General features: G+C 62.1%; 12 protein-coding genes. 7 read left to right on the top strand and 5 right to left on the bottom strand.

Features of this window, described 5'->3' with window-relative positions:
* Positions 1-280: 280 nt before the first annotated feature.
* The 5 genes from LJ738_RS00290 to LJ738_RS00270 form a co-directional block, all read right to left on the bottom strand.
* Complete coding sequence (locus LJ738_RS00290; RefSeq protein WP_227784321.1) at positions 281-1,597, bottom strand: M16 family metallopeptidase; 1,317 nt, start codon at positions 1,595-1,597, stop codon at positions 281-283.
* Between the two features lie 185 nt (positions 1,598-1,782).
* Positions 1,783-3,018: a type IX secretion system outer membrane channel protein PorV gene (gene porV, locus LJ738_RS00285; RefSeq protein WP_227784320.1), complete on the bottom strand. Its 1,236-nt coding sequence runs from the start codon at positions 3,016-3,018 to the stop codon at positions 1,783-1,785.
* 49 nt (positions 3,019-3,067) lie between these two features.
* Positions 3,068-7,123 (bottom strand): type IX secretion system sortase PorU, encoded by a 4,056-nt coding sequence (gene porU / locus LJ738_RS00280; RefSeq protein WP_227784319.1) that lies wholly within the window; start codon positions 7,121-7,123, stop codon positions 3,068-3,070.
* 146 nt (positions 7,124-7,269) lie between these two features.
* Positions 7,270-7,965: a CDP-alcohol phosphatidyltransferase family protein gene (locus tag LJ738_RS00275; RefSeq protein ID WP_227784318.1), complete on the bottom strand. Its 696-nt coding sequence runs from the start codon at positions 7,963-7,965 to the stop codon at positions 7,270-7,272.
* A gap of 184 nt (positions 7,966-8,149) precedes the next feature.
* Positions 8,150-8,791, bottom strand: coding sequence for an MBL fold metallo-hydrolase (locus LJ738_RS00270; protein ID WP_227784317.1), 642 nt, complete (start codon positions 8,789-8,791; stop codon positions 8,150-8,152).
* Positions 8,792-8,926: 135 nt separating this feature from the next.
* Between LJ738_RS00270 and LJ738_RS00265 the strand changes: the two genes are divergently transcribed.
* The 7 genes from LJ738_RS00265 to LJ738_RS00235 all read left to right on the top strand — a co-directional run bounded on the left by LJ738_RS00265 (position 8,927) and on the right by LJ738_RS00235 (position 16,889).
* Positions 8,927-10,003, top strand: coding sequence for an NAD(P)/FAD-dependent oxidoreductase (locus tag LJ738_RS00265; RefSeq protein WP_227784316.1), 1,077 nt, complete (start codon positions 8,927-8,929; stop codon positions 10,001-10,003).
* A 196-nt stretch (positions 10,004-10,199) separates the two neighbouring features.
* On the top strand, positions 10,200-13,505 hold the full coding sequence (locus LJ738_RS00260) for a hypothetical protein (RefSeq protein ID WP_227784315.1): 3,306 nt from the start codon (positions 10,200-10,202) through the stop codon (positions 13,503-13,505).
* Positions 13,506-13,603: 98 nt separating this feature from the next.
* Positions 13,604-14,305, top strand: coding sequence for a heme exporter protein CcmB (locus tag LJ738_RS00255; protein WP_227784314.1), 702 nt, complete (start codon positions 13,604-13,606; stop codon positions 14,303-14,305).
* A 2-nt stretch (positions 14,306-14,307) separates the two neighbouring features.
* Entirely contained in the window at positions 14,308-14,973 is a 666-nt protein-coding gene (ccsA, locus tag LJ738_RS00250; RefSeq protein WP_227784313.1) for a cytochrome c biogenesis protein CcsA, read from the top strand.
* A complete protein-coding gene (locus LJ738_RS00245; protein WP_068188904.1) occupies positions 14,963-15,205 on the top strand; it encodes a CcmD family protein in 243 nt (80 codons plus the stop codon). The genes ccsA and LJ738_RS00245 overlap by 11 nt, the downstream gene beginning before the upstream one ends.
* Before the next feature lie 94 nt (positions 15,206-15,299).
* A complete protein-coding gene (locus LJ738_RS00240) occupies positions 15,300-15,728 on the top strand; it encodes a cytochrome c maturation protein CcmE domain-containing protein (protein ID WP_227784312.1) in 429 nt (142 codons plus the stop codon).
* Between the two features lie 78 nt (positions 15,729-15,806).
* A complete protein-coding gene (locus LJ738_RS00235; RefSeq protein ID WP_227784311.1) occupies positions 15,807-16,889 on the top strand; it encodes a hypothetical protein in 1,083 nt (360 codons plus the stop codon).
* Positions 16,890-16,901 lie beyond the last annotated feature (12 nt).

Below are 16,901 nucleotides of genomic sequence, written 5' to 3'. Positions count from 1 at the left end.
CTCCTTGCGCCAGAAATGCGCCGTGCATGTGCGCAAAACCTGCTCGTTCAGTCGCTGCTTAGCCATGCACCCCGTGCGCATTCAACTCGTCATTGACGAGCATAACCGCCGACTCGCCACAACTTCAAGTCGCCTCCTGTTTTACCACCACCACTTTTTACAACAGAAAGCCCCAGCTCAATATTGAGCTGGGGCTTTTTTATTCGAAGAGGGCCGGCTCCCCTCTCCGCGGGCGAGGGCCCGGGGGGGAGGTTCCCACCAGCTGAGCTTGGCTCAACCTCTACTCCTGCTGCTCCACCACTTCCACCGGGCCGGCAATGACAATCTGCATATCCTCCGGCTTGAGGTATTGTTGGGCCAGCTTCTGCAGCGTCGCGGCATCGGCGGCTTCGGTTTGGCGCACGAATTCGGTGTAGTAATCCGCGGGCAAGCCCAGGAAGACCTGCGTTTTGTATTTATCGCACTGCTCGAACACCGTGGACAACTCGTTGGCGAATTTTCCCAGGATGTAATTCTTCACCGTCGATAGCTCTTCGGCAGGAATGGCTTCTTCCTGCAGGCGGCGCAATTCCAGCTCAATTTCACTCACCGCCACATCGGCGCTTTCGCCCTTTACATCGGTGCCAATGACGAGTGAGGTGCCGTGCTCGCGCGGGCCCACGCTGGCGTAAATGCCGTAGGTCAAGCCTTTGTCTTCGCGGATGTTGCGCATCAGGCGCGAGCCGAAATAGCCGCCCAATACGTTCACCAGCAATTTCAGGTGGTGGGTTTCGGGGTGAGTGGGGGCGGGCCAGGCGCGACCCATGCGCACCGAGGCCTGCAGGCTACCGGCCACGGCCACCCGGTCGGTAGCGGCGCGGCCCGTAAAATCATGGGCGGCGCCATTGGTAGAAATAGGCAGGTCGGCGGCCGAATGCGCCGCCGTGGCGGCCGGCACGCTGAAGGCAGCGGCTACCAATTCGCGTTCGGCGGCCACATCGCCACACAAAAACACCTCGACGTTGCCAAAGGAATAGGCTGCGCGATGAAATGCCTGCGCTTCCTCCACGGTCAGGGCCTGGTAGGCGTCGCTGTCGAAGGGCCGGCCATACGGGGTGTCGGCCCCAAACAGCAGCTCATTGAACCGCTCCGAAGCCAGAAAGCTGGTCTTCTGGCGTTCTACGCGCACGTTTTGGATGGTGCGGGTTTTCAGCTGCTCCAGCTCGGCTGCCGGGAAGGCGGGGTTGGTGAGCACGTCCGTCACCAAGGGCAGCAGCACCGGCAGGTGGCGCGTGAGGCAGTAGAGCGTGAGGGTGGAGCGGTCGAAGCCTGCATCGCACTCCAACGAAGCACCATAAAAAGCCACTTCGTCGGCAATCTGGCGGGCGGTGCGGGTGGTGGTGCCTTCCAGCAGCATGCGCGCGGTGAGGGAAGCCAGGCCGAAGCGTGGCTCGGCCATTTTACCGGCCCGGAATACGGCCTGCAGGCGCACCACCGGCTGGGCATCGTTGGCCATTACGTGCAAACGGGCGCCGCTGGGCAAGGGAAATTCGTCGGCCGCTGGCAGCGTTACGCGGGCCAATGGCTGAACGGGAGGAGCGACGGTACGGTCGAGCATCAGGAAGGAAATAGGGAATGAAAAGACAGACTAAACAACTGCAAAAAGAACGTCATGCCGGGCAAAGCCGAAGCCCCTCTCCTGCCCAGCTAACCCAACCGAATGAATTAGTACTGTGGTAGAGATGCTTCGGCTTTGCCCGGCATGACGCTCTGCTATCAGCTCGTCAACCGAAAGTAGGCGACTTAGTTCGAGGGGGCTTCGCCGCTGGTGCCACCGGCGCCGTTTTCGTCGAAGGCCTGGGAAAGCTTGTTCAGGTTGAAGTGCAGCGACACCCGGATGGTTTGGGCCAGGGGGTTGTTTTGGGAGTTGCCGCCGGTGGGCACCAGGTAAGTGCCATCGATGCCAAACACCTGGTAGCGCACGCCCAGGCCCATGCTCACGTACTGGCGGTCGCCTTTGTCGGGGGCTTCGTAGAAATATCCGCCCCGGGCATACAGCAGGTCGTTGTAGTTGTATTCGAGGCCGGTCGAGAGGTTGATTTCGCGCAGCTCTTCCTTAAACCCACCGGGCGCATCGCTGAACGAGCCCAAGATGCCGCTCACGATGGACTTGTTGGCAATCTCCTTGTTCTTGGCCACTATCTCCGGGTCGTTATCCAGCAGCACGCCGTTCACGTCGTAGTACGGCGAGGGCACCAGCAGCTTGCTAGCGTCGAACACCAAGGTGATTTTGTTGTACTGGTCAATTTCCCGGGTCAAGGCCGTGCCCAACTTCAGGGTAGTGGGCAGGAAGCTGGGGTTCTCGGCGTCGTTGTAGGTAATCTTGTTGCCGATGTTGGTGACCGAGGCACCAAAGGCCAGGTTGTACAGCCCAGAGCCGATGGTGGCGTCCTTGGAGTAATAGGCGCCCAAGTCAACCGCCGCCGCGTTGCCGGGCTTGGCGTCGTTGCCGTTTACGGTGCCTACCAGGTTGGAGCGGATGTAGCGGGCCGAGGCGCCTACCCCGAAGTTATCGGTGAGTTGAATGCCGTACGACACCGTGAGGGCATACTCCTTGGGGCTGAAAGAGCCCTGCGGAATATTCTGGCCGTTGCGGTAGTCGATGGTGCCCAAATCGAAGTACATCAGCGACCCACCAAACGCCGACCGCTGCCCTACTTTGCCGTAGGCCGAGAGGTACGACAGGCTCATGTCGTCGGTGATGTTGCGCAGCCACGGCGAATACGAGGCCGCCGCCGAATATTTATACGGCACAAAGCCTAGCTTACCTGCGTTGAAATACGCCGAGTTGGCATCCGGGGAAGTGGCCACGCCGGCTTCGCCCAGTGCCGAAGCCCGCGCATCGGGGCTGAGCGTCAGAATCGGCACGGCCGTGGTAATGGCGTGGGGGCTGAGTTGGGCCTTGGTCTGGCCAGTGGCCGCAATGGCCAGCAAGCCGGCAAACAGGGCCACGCGCGAACGGGAAAAGGAAGAGTACATAGATGAGGGAAAGAAGACCACACGCGGCCTGAGAGCAAATAAAAGCAGATTAATTTAGGATGACGAGTTTTTCGTATTTCGAGACCGAAGTACCGTTGAGCTGTGACCGCACACTTAAGCGGTACACGTAAACGCCGCGAGCCAGCTGGTCATTGTATTCATCGCGGCCATTCCAGGAAATACTTCGCTGGTGGGCATCGGTGCTGGGCACTACCGCCGTGAGCGTGCGCACCAAATGGCCGGATACGGTGAAAATCTGGACTTGTACGTCTAAGTTGGTGGGTTCGCTGCCTGCCTGGTTGTGGTCGAAGAAAAACGTAGTAGACGTGGCAAACGGATTGGGGTAGTTCAGCACGTGGTCGAGCGCCAGCTTTTCGTTGTGCGCCACGATGAACTCGATTTCTTTTTCGGCTGAGTTGTTGTACGTGTCCCACGCTTTCAGGCGCAGCGTGTGCGGGCCGGTGGGCAGGTCCTTAAACAGGTTGTTGACCTGCCCGGAGCGAAAGTCGCCCACCTTGGCCACGTAGCTGTCGTTGAGCACGATGAGCTTGGTGGGGTCGTTGTCGAGCACGGCCGTGATGTCGTGCCCGATGCCGGCGCCGGTGGTGTTGATGCCGCTCGAGTCGCTGAGCTGGGCCAGCAGCGTGGTGTTCTGCCCAGTGAGGCCCCCAAACACAAAGGACTCGTTGTCCATGAACAGCTTGATGACCGGGGGCGTGGTATCCTTCAGGAAATCGCGGGCCGCGCCGCCCACCTGCTTGAGCTGGTAGCCGTGCGCGTCGATGCGGTGCGTGCCGTCGAAGGCGTAGAGGCTGACTTTGCCCAGCCCGACGTTGTAGTTAATGTCCTTGGGCACCACGAAGGTCAGGTTGAACTCCCCGTTCACCACGTTGGCCTGCCCGCCATAAATCACGCTTTCCTGGATTACCACCGGCCGCGGCGCATCGGCCGAGTTGGGGTCGCCGCCGGCCTCGTTGCCGAGCGTCTTCACGGTGCTGGGCTTGTCGTAAATGGTGACCTGGGCCACGCCGGTGAAGGCCGAATTGACGGCGCCATTGTTGAGCAGGCGGCCGTGCAGCCGCACGCGGGCCAGCGCCTGCAGGGTATCGGTGGGAGTCCAGGGCCCGGCGCCTGCCCGCGTCCGGATGCTGTCGAGCGCCACCGTTTGCCGGGGATAGGCCAGCGTCATGCTGGGGTCGGCCAGCAGCGTGTAGTTGCGGTTGTTGATAACGCCCGGCTGCCCGGCCCCGGGGTAATCGTTCTTGCTCAGCATCACCACCGTGCCGATGCTCGGCATCTGGCCGTTGGCCAGCGGCCGCAGCACCCGGTTAAAATAGGCTTGGTTCAGGCCGGCGTTGAGGCCGGCGTCTACCACGCGGGTGGTGGTAAACAGGCCAATGGCGCCGCCGGTGGGGTTATCCGTAAGCGACTGCTCGCCGGCCGAGGTAAAGTCGGGGTTGTCGTAGGTGCTGAAATCGCAGGTGCCGGTGGTGAAAAACGTCAGGTTGTTGGCGTTGCGCAGGGCCAGCACCGAGGCATTGGTCAAAATCTGCTCGTCGGTCCAGCCCTTCGGCCCGCCGTGGCCCAGGTAGTTCACAATCAGCGAGCCTTGCTCCACCGACTGGTCGATGGCGCGGCTGGCTTCGGGCGAGCGTTGGCCCGCCGATACCGACAGCTGCGGGTAAAGGTCGAGGTACACCTTGTGCACGTTGTAGACCGGGTAGTCAGTTTGGATAACCTTGGCAATCAGCTCCGAGCCTTGCCCCACAAACAAGTCCCCGTTGCCGTCGTCGGACACCAGCGTGATGCGGTTGCGCCACTTGCCGTACGCCGCGGGGGCATCGTAGCTGATGAGCTTATCGACCACCAGCTTGGCTTGCTCGGCGTTGGTCCGGTCGCCTTTGGGTGTGCGTATCGGCAGGCGGCCCACGCCAATGTCGAGCAGCTCGCTGCCCGGACTTTGCTCGCTCCACTCGCCTTCGTCGTCGTCGAGCAAGGCAAAGTAGTCGTCGGATGAGTAGCTGGCCTGGCCAAAAGCACCGCCATAAAAAGGCGCCAAAGACTCGCGCGATTCGTAAGTGGGCACGTAGTTTTGGTTGACGGCGTCGAAGTCCGCGTCGTTCTTGAATGGCGTCCGGTCCTTCCACCACGCGGGCTCAAAGCTCTTGTTGTTGTAAGGGTCTGATTTGTAGTCAAACGAAGCATCCCCGAACAGCAGTAGCTGCATCTGCTTGCCCTGGGGCGCCCGGTCATACAGCTGCTTCATCATGTCGCGGATGGCCGTAATATCCTGGCCGCCCGAGCCATACTCGTTGTATACTTCCGAGGTTGTCACCACGGCCACGCGCAGGTTGTCGTGGCTGGTGCGGTGGTTGGCCAGCCGCTGTGCCTGGCCCTTAAAGGCCGGATACGTCACAATCACCAGGTCGACCAGAGCGGCCGCGTTGCTGTTAAGGGCGTGCAGGTCCTGGTTGTCTACCTTCCCAAATTCGCGGGGCTTGCCGAAGGTGCCGTTGGGCTGGAAGGCCACGTACTCGCGCAGGGTATCGGCCGGCGCCAGAAAAGTGCCGGTGCTGCCCGCCAGGGCGAGCGCACGGGCGGTGGCCTGCCGCGGGTTGGTCACGTCCCAGACCGTGGCCCCATTGGCATTGGCGAGTTCAAAGCGGTTTACCGCTTTCGGCGCGATGTTCGACAGCGAGCGAAACTCGAGCTGGCTGCCGCTTAGCCGCAACTGGCGCTGGGCGTTGATTTCCAGGTAGTCGAGGTAGGCGCTGGCAGCGGGGTCGCCGCTGTTGTAGGTTAGCCCAACTTTTAGCTCAGTTCCCGGGTTGGCCAGTGTGAGCTGCCGGGTAACGGTGCTGACGGTGGCAATGGCCCCAAAATCGTAGTTGGGCCGCGCATCCAACGACTGACTGCCCAACGCGCTGCCGTTCAGCGTGAGCTGAAACGCGCTGGCCGTGGCCGAATTGGCTACCAGCGACGACGTGACGCGGATGGGCGAATTAGGCACCAGGTCGGGAATGTTGCCGAAGAGGAACTCTTTCTGGGCCCCATTGCCAAAGACTTCACCCACCCAGTTGCGGCCCGAGCCCGAGCCACTGGAGCTGGCCTTGTGCATCAGGTTCAGCAGGTCGTGCTCGTAAAAGTCGCGGTAGGTGAACGCGTTGATGGTAGGCGTGGAGGCGGTGGCGGCGGGCGCCGCGGCGGTGGGCACCCGGCGCCCGGCCGTGTTATTCACCGTCACGAAGTAGTAAGTCGTGTCGGTGTAAATGTTGTTGCGGTGCCGGAATACGCCGCCCTGGGCCTCCCAGGTGTGGGCGCCGGGCGAGTAAAACAGAAAGTACTCGTTGTCGTCGAACACGTTGTCGCCGTTGCCCACCAGCAGCACGTTGTTTTCGGCCAGGTCATCGGGGCGCGGCACGGCATTGGCCTGGGGCAGTATGCCCATGGAGTTGCCGTACACGTGGAGGTTGTTGGGGTTGATGCCTTGCAGGTCTTTGCGGCCCAGAATGCGCAGCAATGCTTCCTTGTCGAGCTTGTAGATGCCGCTTTCGGCCACGCCCATCTTGTACCAGTCGCCGGTGGCCAGCACCGAATGCGAAGCGTGCGGGCGGTTGGCCGTTGAGCCGCGGGCCGAGATTGGGCTGGCGTTGGGCGAGTAGCGGTAGTCGAACGACATCAGGCGCTCGGGCTGTCCGGTTTGGGGGTTGCGGCGCACGGGGCGCAGGCTCAGGTGCGATACCACCCGCTTCATCTCAGTGCCGGAACTGAGCTTGGGCTCTGGCCCGGCCGGCAGTCGGGCGGCATCAAACAGCTTGGCGTCGGCCGCCGAAAAGGGCTCATACACCATATTCACCAGCTCGCCCGCGCCTACCTCGCCGTTCAGCCGCAAGCTAAACCAGCCAACCTGGTCGTCCAGGGCCTGGTGCGCTTCATCGAACGTAGGCACTTTCTGCTTGCGGGAGTTCAGCGTGGGCACTTCCGCGTAGCCGCCCCACTTGATAACGCCGTGGGCCGTGGCCTCCCCGCCCGATTGGGCCGCTATGGGGGTGGCCGCGCCTAGTATCAATCCCGCAAACGCAACGCAGAGAAAAATTAGACGCATAGACGCATTACATGTTAAATACCATCCCGCCTGCACGGCGGGCGCCTGGTCGTGCGCTAGCAACAGCACCGACGAGCATCAGGTTCACCCGGTATTTGCCGCTTAACTACCAAACAATCTATTTATTGTAGCCAAGGGGCAATTTACTAGCGGGCCGCCGTCTTTGGCACTGAGAGCAGGACGTAGAGCAAGACCACAAGGGGCACAGCCGCAGCCTTCAGCACCAGCACCAAGGCGGCCGCCAGCATTAAAAATAGAAAGCGGCGGCGATTATCAGCCCAGCGCAAGTTCTTAAACTTCAGGGCAAAGAGCGGAAGCTCAGCGACCAAGAGGCCCGAGAGCAGCGCCGTAAGGCCCAGCAACAGCCCCGGATGCAGGATGATGGGCGTGAGCCCGAACTGGTCATACGCCAGGATAAGGGGCAGCGAGGCCACTACCAGCGTGCAGGCTGGGGTAGGCAGCCCAATAAAGGAAGTGGTTTGCCGGGTGTCGTTGTTGAACTTGGCCAGGCGCAGCGCCGAGAAGATGCTCACGGCAAAGCCAAAGTACGGCACCCACACCGGCAGGCCGTCTGCACTGATGCCCCGGGCCAGTAGCTGGAAGAAAATAGCGCCCGGCACCACCCCAAACGACACCATATCGGCCAAGGAGTCAAGGTCTTTGCCAATGGCCGACGACACGCGCAGCGCCCGGGCCACGAGGCCGTCGGCAAAATCGGCGGCGGCGGCAGCGGCCACAAACCAGGCGCCCAATTCTAGCCGGCCGGCAAAAATGCTGGTGAGCGCCAGGCAGCCGCACAACAGGTTGAGGCAGGTAATGGCGTTAGGAAGGTGTCGTTTCAAGGGGGTGCGGGGTGTGGTAATGAGCAAAGGAAGCATCCGGCCGTCCGGCTGAGCTTAACCCGGCTTCTCTACCGCGAGAGGCTCTGGTAAGTTGCGCCGTAAAGATGCCTGGCTGGCGCCGGCTGCCAAGCGAGCAAGCTCGGCAGGACAGGGAAGGGCGGTTAGCCCAATTTTTCCAGTTTGCTTAATTCAGAAAGGGGTTTTCGCGCCGCTCCTCCCCGATGGTGGTGGCCGGGCCGTGCCCGGGGTACACCACGGTGGCATCGGGCAGGGTCATCAGCTCAGTTTCGATGCTGTGCAGCAGCTCGGCGTGGTTGCCGCCGGGCAAATCGGTGCGGCCAATGCTGCGCTGAAACAGCACGTCGCCGCCGATAACGGTGGCCGTGGGCTCGTGGTAAAACACCACGTGGCCCGGCGCATGGCCCGGCGCAAAGCGCACTTCCAGCTCCGTTTCGCCGATGCGAACGGGCTGGCCGGCCACCAGCTCGCCGGTGGGCTCGGCGGGCTGGTACTGCGGAAAGCCGTAGTTGGCCGCGTAAGTAGACACGGCGCGCAGCGTGGCCAGGTCGAGCCGGTGTAGCAGGAAAGGGGTACCCGGCCAGGTAGTCAGCACAAATTGGTTGCCGAGGACGTGGTCGATGTGGGCGTGGGTATTCAGCAGCAGTACTACCTGTAAGCCATTGCTTTCAATATACTCCCGGAGCGCCTGCTGCTCGGCGGGTGCGTAGCAGCCGGGGTCCACGATGGCGCACTGCCGCGTGGCTTCGTCTATCAGCAGGTAGGTATTTTCGGAAAAAGCGTTGAAAGTAAATCCGGCGACGGTCATGCGAAATTGGAGTCTCTGAGCAATGCGGCAAGGTACGACGCTAGGTTTAATGAGGAAGTTCGGGCACTTTAGCTCAATTCCTCATTCTTCACTATTAATTCTTCATTAAGCGCACCATTCCTTACCTTTCCGGCCATGACAGTCTGCGATTTTCTGGTAGTGGGCCACGGCATTGCGGGCGCCACCTTGGCCTACGTGCTACGCCAGCGCGGCCACCACGTGCTGGTGTATGACCCCGGCCAGGACAACTCGGCCTCGAACGTGGCGGCCGGCCTCATGAACCCGGTAGCCGGCAAGCGCTTCGCCCTTTCGTGGCGGGCGGCCGAGCTGCTGCCCTACGCGGCCACCTTCTATCGGGAGCTGGAGCAGCGCTACGGCCAGCCTTTCTTCACCGAAACGCCCATCCTCAAGCTGTTTGCCTCGCTGGAGGAGCAGAACGCCGTGCTGGCCCGCAGCGCCGACCACCCCTGGGGCGATTTCGTGGCCGGCCTGGCCACCACCGACCCCAATTTGCCGGGCGTGCACGCCCCGTTTGGGGGCGCGTGGCTGCGGCACGGCGGGCACGTGGCCGTGCGCGAACTGCTGGCTGCCCTGGCCGCCGAAGGTGCCCGCGACGGCTGGCTTAGGCGCGAAACTTTTGACTGGAACCGCCTCGTTACCGATGCCGCCGGCGCTACTTACGCCGGCCAGGTGCGAGCGCGCCAGGTTATCTGCTGCGAAGGAGCGGCGGCCGTGCGCAACCCGTATTTCGGCTGGCTGCCCCTCACCCCCAACCAGGGGGAGGTGCTCGACGTGGAATGCGCGGGCCTGAGCACGGCTCAGGTGCTTAATCGGGGTGCCTACGTGGTGCCGGTAGGCCCGGCGCAGTTTCGGGTAGGCGCGACGTACCGCTGGCCGCCTTTTGCCGAAGGCATCACCGCCGTAGCGCGCGAAGAACTGGCGGCCCGGCTCACCGTGATTACCGACCTGCCCTTTGCGGTGGTGCGGCAGCAGGCCGGCGTGCGGCCGGCCGTGCGCGACCGCCGCCCCCTGCTGGGCCCGCACCCCACGGTGCCGTCGTTAAGCTTTTGCGGCGGCTACGGGTCCAAGGGCGTGATGCTGGCCCCGCGGCTGGCCCAACTGCTGGCCGATTGGCTGGAAGGGCACGGCGAAATTTGGCTGGATGCGGGCTTGGAGCGGTACCACGCGCTGCTGCCAGCCAGCGTAATTTGAGTATAATTGAGAATAGTGCTGCTGGGGTTATTCCTGGTTTGAACAACGGAAATGGGGCCCGGCAACAATTCCGCGTTAAATGCCTTTACTTCAGCTCAACTCGGCCATTCAGCCATCGACTGAATCTTGGGCTGAATCCCACAAAAATTTTAGCGATTTAGCGGACTAATTTTCGCCTTTGCTCGTTGTTTCTCTTATGAATATTCTACTATCCGCGAAGCGCACGCTGGGCATACTGGTGCTGCTGCCGTTGCTGCTCACTACTACGGCCCGGGCCCAGACGGCGCAGGAGCCGTTTGGGCGGGTGCGCATTCAGTACAAGCCGTTTCGCTGGCAGCAGCTCAGCACCCAGAACTTCAATGTGATGTACTACGAAGGCGGCGAGGCCAGTGCCCGCCGGGCGGCCGAGTACGCGGAGAAGGAGCTGCAGCGCATCACGGCGCTCATCGGCTACTACCCCTACTCCAAAACCACCCTGCTGTTTTACAACTCAGTGGGCGACCTGCGCCAGAGCAACATCGGCCTGACGGCCACCCAGCAGCAGGTGAATGGCGGCGAGACCCCGCTGGCCCGCATGAGCAAGGTCCAGATTGCCTTCACCGGCCAGGAAACCGAGTTTAAGCGCGAGCTGAGCACCCAGATAACCGAGGTGCTGCTCAACGACATGATGTACGGCGGCTCGCTGAAGGAAGTGCTGCAAAGCAGCTACCTGCTGCAGCTGCCCAACTGGTTTATTTCGGGTGCTTCGGCCTACGCCGCCGAGGGCTGGAGCGTAGACATGGACGGTTTCATGCGCGACATGAGCAAGCAGTACCCCACCGGCACCCGCACGGCCCCGTACTTTTTGCGCAACCACACCCTGGCCGGCCAGAGCATCTGGAACTACGTGGCCGAGCGCTACGGCTACACCACCATCCAGAACATCCTCAACCTGACGCGCATCACCCGCGACGTGGAAGTGGGCATCAGCTCGTCGCTGAACGTGCCCTACAAGGTGTTTCTGAAGGATTGGCTCACCTACTACCGCGAGCTCAACGGCCAGCCCGTGGCCACGCTGGTGGAGCCGGACCAGAAATTCCGGCAGAGCGACCGCAACCGCCATGCCGACGTGTTCTCGCAGCCCATCATCAGCCCCAACGGCCAGATGGTGGCCTATGCCCAGAACGAGCAGGGCCGTTACCGCGTGATGGCCATGAACCGCGATGGCAGCCACCGCCGGATATTGAGCCGCGGCGGCCACAAAACCCCCGACCAGCAAATCGAAACCCGCCTGCCTGCCTTGGCCTGGCGCGGCAACTCGCAAGTGGCCGTGGCCGAAATGAGCCGCGGCGAGATGGCGCTGCACCTTCGCGATGCCGACGGCCGCGGGCTGGTGCGCCGGGTGCGCGAGGCCATAAGCTTTTCGCGGCCCGCTTCGCTGTTTGGGGCCTACGACCAAGTCCTGAGCATGAGCTACGCGCCCGATGGCAAAGCCTTGGTGTTTAGCGCAGTGCGCAACGGCCAGAACGATATTTACCTGCTGCGGGCCGGCAGCCGCAAGGCCGAGCAGCTCACCAACGACTTGTTTGATGACGTGCAGCCGGTGTTTTTGCCCGGGGGGCAAGGGCTGGTGTTCAGCTCCAACCGCTACCTCGATTCGGCGGGCCGCGCCCACACCGCCACTTTCCAGAACGTGGTGAACAACTACGACCTGTTTGTGTACCACCTCGACGGGCGCGCCACGCCGGTGGAAACGCTGGTGAGCACCATTTCGAACGAGACGCGGCCCCGGGCCATTTCCGATGACGAAGTGCTGTACCTGGGCGAGGAAAGCGGCGTGCGGCAGCTGTACCGCTACTCGCTGAAAACCAAGGAGCGCACGCTCCTGACCAAGTGGCTGCCCAACACCCAAGACTTTGATTACAGCGCGCTGACCTCGGCCCTGGTGTTTGTGGCGCCGGCGCAGGCCCGCGACATCTTGTACGTCTACCCCACCTTCCCGCTGCCCGCGGCGCTGCCCCTTACTAAAACCGCCCGGCAGCAAACCCTGGAAGACCGGTCGGCCCCGCCCCGCGCGGCCGCGCCCAAACCCGCTCCAATTCCAGTCCAGGCCCCAGCGCCGGTTTCGGCGGCCGCCGCACCGGCCGATACCACGGCTCCTGCCCCACCGGTTACTCCAGCCGACTCGGCCGCCACCCCGCCCGCCGCTCCGGCCCCGCGCAAGAAGGCCAGCGAAACCGTGAACACCAGCGACTACCAGTTTGAGGAAGACGAGCCAGCCCAACCCACTCAGTCCAGACGGCGGCGCACGGCGCCCACTGCAGCCGTCGCCACAGCCCAACCTCAGGCCGAGGTGCCGACCCTCACGGGCCCGTTCCGGTACGATACCCGCTTCATGGCCGACAACGTTTCGACCTCGCTGTACGTGGACCCACTGCTTGGGCTGGGCCTGCAGTTCAAAGCCGCGCTGACCGACGTGCTGGAAAACCAGCGCATCGACGCCAGCTTGTTTGGCTTGTTTGATTTGCGCACCAGCAACATTCGCGCGTCCTACACCAACCTCACCCATCGCTACGACTGGGGCGTGGCCTACCAAAAGCAGGCCTATTTCTTTGACATCAACAGCGGCCGCTACCGCTACGGCCGCCACGAAATAGCGCCCACCATTGCCTATCCCCTCACGCACAACCTAAGCGTGCGCGGCGGCCCCCGCTACGTCAACATCTCCCGGACGCTGCTCGGCGACGTATCGACTGAAAGCGACCAGAACACGAACTACCTGGGCTATAACGGCGAAATCGTGTTCGACAACAGCATTGCCACGGGGGTCAACATGGTGTCGGGCACCCGCCTTAAGGCCAGCGTGCTGAACCACACCAACATCAACGACAAGGGCCTGAGCTTCGGCAAGTTCGTGGTGGACCTGCGGCACTACCAGAAAATCAGCCGCTCCATTGTGTGGGCCAACCGCGCCAGCTATGGCCAGTTTTTCGGGCGCCGGCCCCAGATATTCCGACTCGGCGGCATGGACGACTGGCTGAACGCCGCCTACCAGGACGGCACCCGCTTCATTCCGAACTACTCGGCACCGGACCAGGTCTTCAACCAGGAGTTCGTGACCAACCTGCGCGGCTTCGACTACAGCGCCCGCAGCGGCCCGCGCTACGTACTGTTCAATAGCGAGCTGCGCATTCCCATCGTGCAGTACTTTGCCCGGAAGCCCATCTATTCGGGCTTCTTCCGCAACCTGCAGCTCACCGGCTTTGCCGATGCCGGCACGGCGTATTCGGGTACCAACCCCTTCGGCACCGACAACTCGGCCAACACCGAGCAGGTGGTTCCGGCCGGCGGCTACTTCTCGGCCACGGTCATCAACTTCCGCAACCCCTTCCTTATCGGCTACGGGGTGGGCGCCCGCACCACGCTGCTGGGCTTCTACGGCAAGGTAGACGTGGCCTGGGGCCAGGAAGACTATGTTACCCACGGCCCGAAGTTTTACTTCTCGCTCGGCTACGACTTCTAATCCCAGCGGCGCATAAGCAGAAGGTCCGGCTCAACTCAGCCGGACCTTCTTTTTTGCCCTTGGTTTTTCATCCGTTCCGGGCGGGTTCGGTCGTATCTTTGCGGCCCGAAACTGAAACGCTGCCCGTGCCCCTGCTCCACGAAATTTCCACCTTGCTAGCCAAAGACTTCCGCCTCGAATGGCGGCAGCGCGCGGCCCTGGGGGGACTGTTGCTGTACGTGGGCAGCACGGTGTTTGTGTGCTTTCTGAGTTTTAGTTTGCGCGGCGGGCAGCCTCCGGCGCCGGCCTGGAATGCGCTGCTCTGGGTTATCCTGTTGTTTGCGGCTATCAATGCCGTGGCCAAGGGCTTCATGCAGGAAAGCCCCGGCCAGCGCCTCTACTACTATACGCTGGTGCGGCCCCAGGCCATTATTCTGGCCAAGATGCTCTACAACGCGCTGCTGCTGGGCGGAGTGGCGCTGCTGGGCTTGTTCCTCTACACGGTGTTTCTGGGCAATCCCATTCAGGATGCGCCGCTGTTTGTGGGCAACCTGCTGCTGGGGGCGGTGGGGTTTGCCACCACACTTACGCTGGTGTCGGGCATTGCGGCCAAAGCTGGCGGCAACGGGGCTACGCTCATGGCCGTGCTGGGCTTCCCGATAATGGTGCCCATGCTGCTGCTGCTCATCAAAGTGAGCAAAAACGCCCTCGACGGCCTCGACCATAGCGTGAGCCAGCAGTCGCTGCTCACGCTGCTGGCCCTGAACATGCTGGTGGGGGCCGTGTCTTATTTGTTGTTTCCGTATTTGTGGAGGGGTTAATTATGAAATTTACCTGGTGGAAAGTCCTGACCGTCATTCTGCTGCTGTATTCAGCGGTGGCGGGCTTCCTGCTGCCCGTGCCGCGGCTGGCCATTGTGAATGAGAGCATTCGCAACCTGTATTTCCACGTGCCCATGTGGTTTGCCATGATGGTAATTCTGGGCACGTCGGTATTCCGCTCCATGCAGTACCTGCGCAATCCGTCGGCCCGGCTCGACATTCTGAGCCACGAAGCGGCCAAGAGCGGCATCGTGCTGGGCATCCTGGGCCTGGCCACCGGCAGCCTGTGGGCCAAGTACACCTGGGGCGCCTGGTGGACGCCCGACCCGCGCCTAAACGCCGCCGCCGTGGCCCTGCTCATCTACGGGGCCTACCTGGTGCTGCGCGGCTCCTTTCGCGACGAGCAGCAGCGGGCCCGCGTGTCGGCCATCTACAATATTTTCGCCTTCGCGGCGGCCATTCCCCTGCTGTTTATCCTGCCCCGCATTTCGGGCAACAGCCTGCACCCCGGCCAGACCGGCAACCCGGGCTTCAACAAGTACGACCTCGACAGCACCATGCGCATGGTGTTTTACCCCGCCGTTATCGGCTGGATTCTCTTTGCCTTCTGGATGACCCAAGTGAGCAGCCGGCTGGCGTTTTTGCAATTGAAACTCGATGAAAAATAACCTCCTGGCTCGCCTCGCTGGCGCGCTTTGCCTGCTGCAGTTCCTGTTGTTTACTTCCCACGCGGCTCTGGCCCAAGCGACTGATGCCCCCGAAATGGCCGATGGCCTGCGGGCGAGCGGCAAAATCTACGTGGTGGTAGCCGCCGTAGTCATTATCGTCGCTGGCTTGTTATTCTACCTGATATCGCTCGACCGCAAAGTGAGCAAACTGGAGCAGGAAATAAAAAAATAGCCGGGCACCCAACCCGCTTCTTAGCTGTTACCCCCGGGCAACGGAACAGCCGGTTACCGATTACAAACCCCGGGGCATCCGCCAAATCAGTGATATGAAGAAGTCGCACATTTTCGTCATGGCCATTATTGCGGTGGCCGCCGCCATCATCCTCAGCACCACCGCCGATGCCAGCGTGTACGTGGGCTTCGGCGAGGCCCGGCAGCGGGCCGCCGAGGGCAACACCACCAAAGTGCACGTGGTGGGCAAGCTCCTGCGTGACAGCCAGAAGCGCCCTATTGGGCTGGAATATGACCCCATGACGGACCCCAACTACTTCGCCTTCACGCTGGTAGACACCAACCGCGTGGCCCAACGCGTGGTGTACAACAACCCCAAGCCCCAGGACTTCGATGCGTCCGAGCAGGTCGTGATTACCGGCAGCATGAAGGGCCAGGTTTTCATGGCCGATAACATCCTGCTCAAGTGCCCCAGCAAGTACGTGAAGAAGGATTTGAAGGGGGCCACGGCTTCGGCTAAGTAATAGTTGGTCGGCGCGCACTTGATAAGGCGGAGGGTTTCCGAAACGATATTTCGCTTCCGAGTCTGCGCGCTTTTCCAGTTGCTGCTGCTTGTTGGGCTAATCCTGCCGGCCGCGGCTCAGGTAGCCAACGACAACATCGAAAACCGAAGGGTGCTCCAGCCGGAAGCAACCATCACTTCCAACACCACCGATTGCACGGTGCAGCGCAGCTGCGTGGACGAGCGCCTGACCGGCAAATGCATCGAGTACCACAACGACCAGTGGTTTGAATTCACGCCGCGTGTTTCGGGCCGTTATTTCGTGAACATCGGCGGACAGCAGTGCCGCGACGTGCGCGGCGTGCAATTAGTAGTACTTACCGGCACCCCGTGCCAACCCGCCACTTATCGCATCTTGAGTTGCACTTCGCTCGGCACCCAGGACGACATGTTTGTAACGCTGGATTCGCTTCGCGCCGGCCAGCGCTATTTGCTCAATGTAGATGGCTACCTGAAGGACTTCTGCCAGTTTCGGCTGCAAGTGAGCGGGCGGGCAGTGGGCGTGCCGGCGGTGCCGCCCCCTTCGCTGGCCGGGGCGCTGCCAGGCACCAACCGCGTCATTCACCTCGAATGGACTCTGCCCGACTCCCTAGCGGCATCGCCCCGCTGCCGGGTACTGCGCCGCGAGCTGCGGGAGTTTCGCAGCACCGAGCGGGCTAGTGTGCCGGTCTCCCGCAACACCCTGGGCGGCCAGCCGGCCACCTATGCGGCCACCGACACCCTACCCCGCCCCGGCTACTACCTCTATCAGATAGTGGCCGACGCCGGGCCCGATGGCCAGCCGCCGGTGCTGCTGCGGCAACAGTGGGTGTCGTTTAGCCAGCTCAACCCGCTGCTGGACCAGCCGCCGCAGGTGCCGCACGTGGTGCTCCCGCTGGGCAAGTACCCGCGCAACGCCAAGCTCTCGGTGGTGATTTCCAACCCTGCAAATGGGCAAGTATTGTTAGCTCAACAACTCGTTCACCAGCCCACCAACAACCGCCAGGGCTGGCTGCCCACCAGCAAGTGGCAGGATGCCGGAATAGAAAAAATTGCGGTCGAAATCACTTGTCACCCGCCGCGCGGTCACTTTTTCACCGACCGGCTGTTATTAGCCCTGCCACCCCAAGCGTCGCTGCGGTAAATTTGCCCGATA

The sequence above is a fragment of the Hymenobacter plasmatis genome, from assembly GCF_020711255.1.
Lineage (GTDB): Bacteria > Bacteroidota > Bacteroidia > Cytophagales > Hymenobacteraceae > Hymenobacter.
This window is presented reverse-complemented; position numbering and strand designations above follow the sequence as displayed.

Coding starts and splice junctions, on each gene's coding strand:
- LJ738_RS00290 (WP_227784321.1), bottom strand. CDS start 1,597: ATGCTCGACCGTACCGTCGCTCCTCCCGTTCAGCCATTGGCCCGCGTA.
- porV (WP_227784320.1), bottom strand. CDS start 3,018: ATGTACTCTTCCTTTTCCCGTTCGCGCGTGGCCCTGTTTGCCGGCTTG.
- porU (WP_227784319.1), bottom strand. CDS start 7,123: ATGCGTCTAATTTTTCTCTGCGTTGCGTTTGCGGGATTGATACTAGGC.
- LJ738_RS00270 (WP_227784317.1), bottom strand. CDS start 8,791: ATGACCGTCGCCGGATTTACTTTCAACGCTTTTTCCGAAAATACCTAC.
- LJ738_RS00265 (WP_227784316.1), top strand. CDS start 8,927: ATGACAGTCTGCGATTTTCTGGTAGTGGGCCACGGCATTGCGGGCGCC.
- LJ738_RS00260 (WP_227784315.1), top strand. CDS start 10,200: ATGAATATTCTACTATCCGCGAAGCGCACGCTGGGCATACTGGTGCTG.
- ccsA (WP_227784313.1), top strand. CDS start 14,308: ATGAAATTTACCTGGTGGAAAGTCCTGACCGTCATTCTGCTGCTGTAT.
- LJ738_RS00245 (WP_068188904.1), top strand. CDS start 14,963: ATGAAAAATAACCTCCTGGCTCGCCTCGCTGGCGCGCTTTGCCTGCTG.
- LJ738_RS00240 (WP_227784312.1), top strand. CDS start 15,300: ATGAAGAAGTCGCACATTTTCGTCATGGCCATTATTGCGGTGGCCGCC.